5 protein-coding genes are annotated in these 5,441 nt (G+C 57.3%); 2 read left to right on the forward strand and 3 right to left on the reverse strand.

Annotated features, from left to right (window positions below; genetic code table 11):
• Together AAC035_RS18175 and AAC035_RS18180 are read right to left on the reverse strand one after the other, a co-directional pair.
• A partial coding sequence (locus AAC035_RS18175; protein ID WP_339806512.1) for a diguanylate cyclase occupies window positions 1–1,896 on the reverse strand: 1,896 nt, incomplete at its 3' end.
• Window positions 1,889–2,500: a biliverdin-producing heme oxygenase gene (locus AAC035_RS18180; protein WP_339806513.1), complete on the reverse strand. Its 612-nt coding sequence runs from the start codon at window positions 2,498–2,500 to the stop codon at window positions 1,889–1,891. The genes AAC035_RS18175 and AAC035_RS18180, both read right to left, overlap by 8 nt.
• 350 nt (window positions 2,501–2,850) lie before the next feature.
• On the opposite strand from AAC035_RS18180, the gene AAC035_RS18185 reads away from it, so the two are divergent.
• Window positions 2,851–3,945 carry an alpha/beta hydrolase gene (locus tag AAC035_RS18185; RefSeq protein ID WP_339806514.1) on the forward strand — a complete coding sequence of 365 codons (1,095 nt, stop codon included), beginning with the start codon at window positions 2,851–2,853 and terminating at the stop codon, window positions 3,943–3,945.
• A gap of 202 nt (window positions 3,946–4,147) precedes the next feature.
• On the forward strand, window positions 4,148–5,017 hold the full coding sequence (locus AAC035_RS18190; RefSeq protein WP_339806515.1) for a CHAD domain-containing protein: 870 nt from the start codon (window positions 4,148–4,150) through the stop codon (window positions 5,015–5,017).
• 76 nt (window positions 5,018–5,093) lie between these two features.
• On the opposite strand, the gene AAC035_RS18195 is transcribed toward AAC035_RS18190, so the two are convergent.
• On the reverse strand, window positions 5,094–5,441 hold a 348-nt coding region (locus AAC035_RS18195; RefSeq protein ID WP_339806517.1), incomplete at its 5' end, for a malate:quinone oxidoreductase.

The following is a 5,441-nucleotide window of genomic DNA, read 5'->3' on the forward strand; positions in this document are numbered from 1 at the left end:
TTCTGTGGCGCCGGTAATATCCGTGCCAGGCAGCAGTACCATAAACTCCTCACCGCCCCAGCGCCCGAGCTGGTCACCCTCCCGCAAGCAGCATTCCAGGGTTTTAACCAGAGTTTTCAGAACGCGGTCGCCTTCATCGTGACCGTAGCTATCGTTCACCTGTTTGAAGTGGTCAATATCGAACAAAACCAGTGAAAAAGCATGGCCGTAACGTTCGGCTTTGGCCAGCGCGATCTGGACCAGATGCTCAATCCGGTAACGGTTCATGGCCCCGGTCAGGGAATCGGTGGTGGCCAGTTCATGCAGATGTTCGTTGGCTCTGGCCAGAGCCTCCTGCTCCAGTTGCAGGCGTTCATTCAGTCGGGTTACTTCATGGGCTGATGCCAATACCGCCAGATCGTCACCCAGGTCTCTGGCGGCCACCAACTCCGCCGGCCGCCACGCCAGACTTTTCCCCCGGACTTTCTCCCGCCATGCAGCGAAAGATCGCCTGGGTGTGAGTTTTACCTGCTGACCCACGCGCTCCAATACTTTCTGCGGTTCACCGGCCCAGTCGATGGTTTCGACCTGCTCCTGGCGAAAGAAAAACAGCCAGCCCCGGCTGGTGACATCGATCACCAACGGCATGGCCAGCAACCCGCAGCACCCGCAATTGATCTGGTTGGCACCGGGGTAGCCAGCGTCTGCCAGTGATGTGGTGGACCAGGGGTTGAGTTCCCGCCATTGGTCTGCAAGCCACGCAGCCAGATCAGTAAGTTCGGGTTTCTCCGGGGTACAGCCATGAGGGGAAACCTGGTCCTGATACACCAGGGCCACTCCCCTGGCCCGAAACAATCGCAGCCACTCTACGGAATGCCTGGCCAGGATCTGTTCCGGCCCCTGCCCCTGTACTTCGCGGGCCAGTACAATCCGGTTGCGGTGGATTTGTTCACGGTAACGGGACTCTGCCTCCGCTTTTAGCAAGAACAGACGCTGACTGGCGACCCGTACGAGGATCGCCGCACTGTCGCGTCCGGGAGGTGACAACACCTCCGCATCCCGTTTGTGACAGGTCACCAGACCCCACAGACCCGTGCTGGAGAAGATGGCAATCGACATCGACGTAGCGACGCCCATGTTGCGCATATACTGCCGATGCACCGACGATACGGCCCGCAGCGTACCGGGACTCAGATCTGTGGGGGTCTCCAGGGATGGCACCAGGGGTACCGGATCCTGATAGGTGTCTGCTATAAACCGCATGGGGTTGACGCCATAAAGCGCCCGTACCTGAGGGGGAATGTCACTGGCGGGAAACTGATGATTCAGCATCGAGGCCAGGCGCTGGTTATGGCTTTCTGCCACAACTCGACCGTTCCAGTGCTCATCAAACTGGAATACCAGCGTACGGTCGTGGCTGGTAACCGCCCTGACCGCTGTCACCAGTTCTTCCAGTAAGGCAGCTTCCGTTTCAGCCTCGACCAATCTTTTCAGATGTCCATGGACCGTGGTCAGGCCATCAGAACCTGCTCCCTGTTCAACAGGCTCCAGCTCTACCACCACAGAGTCGTCAGTCTGAAATGCCAGAACATGAAACCGCCGTATGCAACCGGCTATGTCGCGGCCCAGTTCCAGCCCCGGGGGCGCCTGATGACTTCCGGCAAGGCCTTCACGTAAGCTTCGATGTACTTTTTTACCCAGCAGCATCTCTGGAGACACTGACAGGCTTTCCTGAACAGACATGCCCAGAAACGCCTCGATGTTGGCGCTGACCTGTCTGACGCTGGTCAGCTCCCGGTCCAGGTGAATCAGGACGCCGAAATTCTGAATAGCTCCGGGAATATGCACCGGCTCACTGTCGCAAACGGCAAGCGCCCGTTCCAGTTCGGCTTCTGTATAAATAGGGTTGTTACCCATGGGTGCAACGCTGCCAATGATCAAGGTGGGTACGCAAGGCTGAAAACGTCATATCAGCCCCCTCAATAATACTCTGGACGTCATCCTGATATTGGTTCTCCAGTTCGACGCTCAGCCAATGACGAAACTCTGCCCAGGAGTTGCTCCACCGATGAAGGTTAAAAAAACCGGCGCCGGAATGTTCTGTGACACCCAGAGTCCGTGCCAGGTGTTTCGCAATCAACCGACCTCCCTGGGTGGAACCCTCAATCACATAGAGCACTCCCAACAGGATAGCCCCGCTGCCCTTCAGATGGAGCTCTATAGGGGGGAAAACCAAATCAGTGGAATCAAAGCCAAGTACCCGACAATCATCGGCCAGCAGGGGCGCCCGCGGAAGATATTGATAATCCGGATCCGGGTGTTGCGCCAGTAAAGCCGTTGTAGCTGGAACCAGCGCCGACTCTATGGACTGATAGAACGCCAACATGGACTGCAGAAGCTGGCCGTACTCTGCGTTCGTCAGCTGACTGGCCAACAGCCCTCTCAGCAACGGCTGTGCTTCCAGATCGTCATGGGCCGGCCGGGTTTGCTCGCGCAGTTGTTGCAGAATGGTTGGTTTCACAGCGCCTCCGGGTGAAAAAAGTAAACGAAGCAACCGCAGGAGAGGCAACTTTCCAGTAAAGCCGAACGTTAGCAGGTTCTTGAAATAAGTACTGTAAATAAAGGTTAAAGTTAACCCATCTATTCATGTATGCCAGCCCTGTGCGCCAAAAGGAATGGGGCGCTGCCAGGTCCTGTTACATCAAAACAGGAACGGAGCAGTTCAGCTTTATGACCGGGCCGTTGTGGACTAATGTTGCTTATGAGGGTTTACGTACCGACGGGTGTCTGATTCCCAGGCATCATCAGGCCTTTGGTGGCGCTCTCCATCTTTCTCAGGCCTTTTCCCGCACTGACGTCCGAGGGACAAGCATGATCTGGTTGGGAACACTGTGGCTTGCCATGATGTGGACAACGTTGCTTGTTCTCGTCGCGATTGTAGTGGTGTTTCTGCTGCTGCGGCGGCGGCATGATTCCAGCCATGAGCGCAATCGAGAGAAAAACCCCGCGCCGGTCTATCCACCGGATGATGTCAGACAACAGGTTCTGGAGCGTATCGAAGCCATGCATGGAGTCACTCAGGGACTGCGCGGAAATGCCCGGGTCAAGGCTCTCCGGGACTATATGGACAGCCTGAGCGACGGGCTGGATCTGGCCTCGGAGGTCCGTCCCGGCGGGGGTGGCGCACCGCCCGGCGAGTGGGTGATCGGCCCGGGTGCCCTGCCCGGCCGCAGAATCCTGTATATCCATGGTGGCTCCTGGATTGCCGGCAGCCCCAGGAGCCATCGTGCCATCACCGATCGTTTGTCAGTGCTCGCCCGGGCGAGCGTGTTCGCCATCGACTACCGGCTGATGCCCGAGAACCTGTTTATGACTGGAGTGGCCGATTGCCGTCAGGGCTATCGCTGGCTGCTGGAGAACGGCCCGGATGGACCTGAGGCCGCCAGCTTCATGGTGGTAGCAGGCGATTCGTCAGGCGGTAGCCACGCACTCAGCCTGCTTGCGTGGATACGTGATCAGCGTCTGCAGGCGCCTGACGCTGCGGTGGCGCTGTCCCCTTCAACAGAACTGATGATCACGGGTCTGGGTGGCCGCGCCAACATCGACTCGGACCCGATGCTGGGCCCCACGGTAAAGAAGCTGGCAAAGATGCCCGCACCCATGCTCTGGTGGGGCACGCTGATGGGCCTGCGGATATCACCCACCAACCCGGTGGCATCGCCGCTGCGGGGCTCACTGAACAACCTTCCCCACACGCTGATTCAGGTCAGTGAGTCGGAAATCCTGCTGGATAACGCACGCCGCTATGCGGACAAAGCGAGTAAGGCCGGCTCCACGGTGGAGCTGCAGACCTGGCCGGATATGGTTCATGTCTGGCATCTGTTTACGCCCTTGCTGCCGGAAGCCAATGAGGCCTTCGAGGCAATACAGGACTTCCTGGAGCGGGTTGAGCACCACCAGCTCTGATGTTGCAGTTAAACCGGATCTTGAATCGCTATACCTGGAGCGGCGCCTGCTCCCCATGGCCGCCGCCATCAGGGCGGGCGGTCGCGCGGGGCTCATCGAGGCCGCGCCCGGTAGTTACGTTAAAAAACGATTGGTGTAGTGTTGGAGTGGCACCGGCAAGGCGTTGTGAATCGCTGCAGGTAATCGGAAGTAAGGTGAAATTATGCGTTATCGCCTCAGGCCAGACGGAAGTTTCAGCAAACACCTCAAACGGTTAATGCGATCAATCAATGAAGAGATCGTTCTGGCATTGTTGTGTGCCTGCAGAGACCCTGAGCGCGGAGTTCATGAGGCTCGGAAGAACTGCAAGGAAATCCGGGCACTTTTGCGCCTGATACGTCCCCAGATAGGAAAAACCGAATTCCGCTTTCGCCAGGCCTTTTACCAATCGGTGGCCAATCAGCTTTCTGGAAACCGGGATGCCGTAGTTCGCGAAAAGACCTGGCAGAATCTCGTGACTGAGGTACCCACCATGCAAAGCCCCGGTTATGAAATCGTGGCGCAGTTTCTATCAACTCAGGACAAACTGGATCCAGAGGATGAGAATGGCCGCGACTTCCTTCTGGAACTTGCGCGGGAGGTTGAGTCAGAGATCGATGCGCCCAGACAGTGGAATCTACCCGAAACCCTCCCGGATTTGATCCCCAACCTGAAACGTATCTACCAGACAGCGCGGGACGCAGAACGAAAAGCGAATACCTCGGATGACATCGAAGAGTTCCACCGGTTCCGGAAACGAACGAAAGATCTGTTCTACTGCATGAGGGTTTTGCGGCCCATGTTCGGGAAAGGTCTCAAGAGCAGCGTGGATGATCTCGAAGCGCTAACCGAGTTGCAGGGAATCGCCAACGACCATGCCGTGTTGTTGGCTTACCTGGACCAACACCGTCAGGCGGTGGATCTGGACAATGCAAGGTGGGAAATTGTCCGGGGAAGTATCCTGGAGAAACTGGGGGCTCTCCAGAAACAAAGCCATAAAATGGCCAGGAAGACTCTGGCCCAGTCGGCGGATTCTTTTGTCAAAGCACTGTGAGCCAGTCCTGAGCAGGTCAGGACGGCAGCCTGCAGCAATCTGATCGCTTTTTCAGGCGCCCATGGCTTAACGCCCCTTATTCCTGGCTGTTCCGGGTTATCCCCAGCCTCTCGTTGACCGCATCACGAATTTCCCGATACCGGTCGGGCTGATTGATCAGAACACCCAGATCATCTTCCGGGAAGATCTCGGTCTTTTTCTTCCGAGCTTCCTCGTTGGTGAAAATGTTCGGCAGCATCTGCTCCAGGCAGCGCAGCATAACCTCCGGTGACACTGATGCGCCCGGCGAGGCCCCCAGTAACGTGCCGTAGGTTTTGTCCTTGGATACAAGAATTTCAGTGCCCATCTGCAGATCCCCGTCGCGGATGATTTGCACCCGCTGGCCAGCTTCAGCGGGTTTCCAGGCAAACTTCTTGCTCAAACC

It is taken from the genome of uncultured Marinobacter sp., assembly GCF_963974375.1.
Lineage (GTDB): Bacteria > Pseudomonadota > Gammaproteobacteria > Pseudomonadales > Oleiphilaceae > Marinobacter.

Coding starts and splice junctions, on each gene's coding strand:
- AAC035_RS18185 (WP_339806514.1), top strand. CDS start 2,851: ATGATCTGGTTGGGAACACTGTGGCTTGCCATGATGTGGACAACGTTG.
- AAC035_RS18190 (WP_339806515.1), top strand. CDS start 4,148: ATGCGTTATCGCCTCAGGCCAGACGGAAGTTTCAGCAAACACCTCAAA.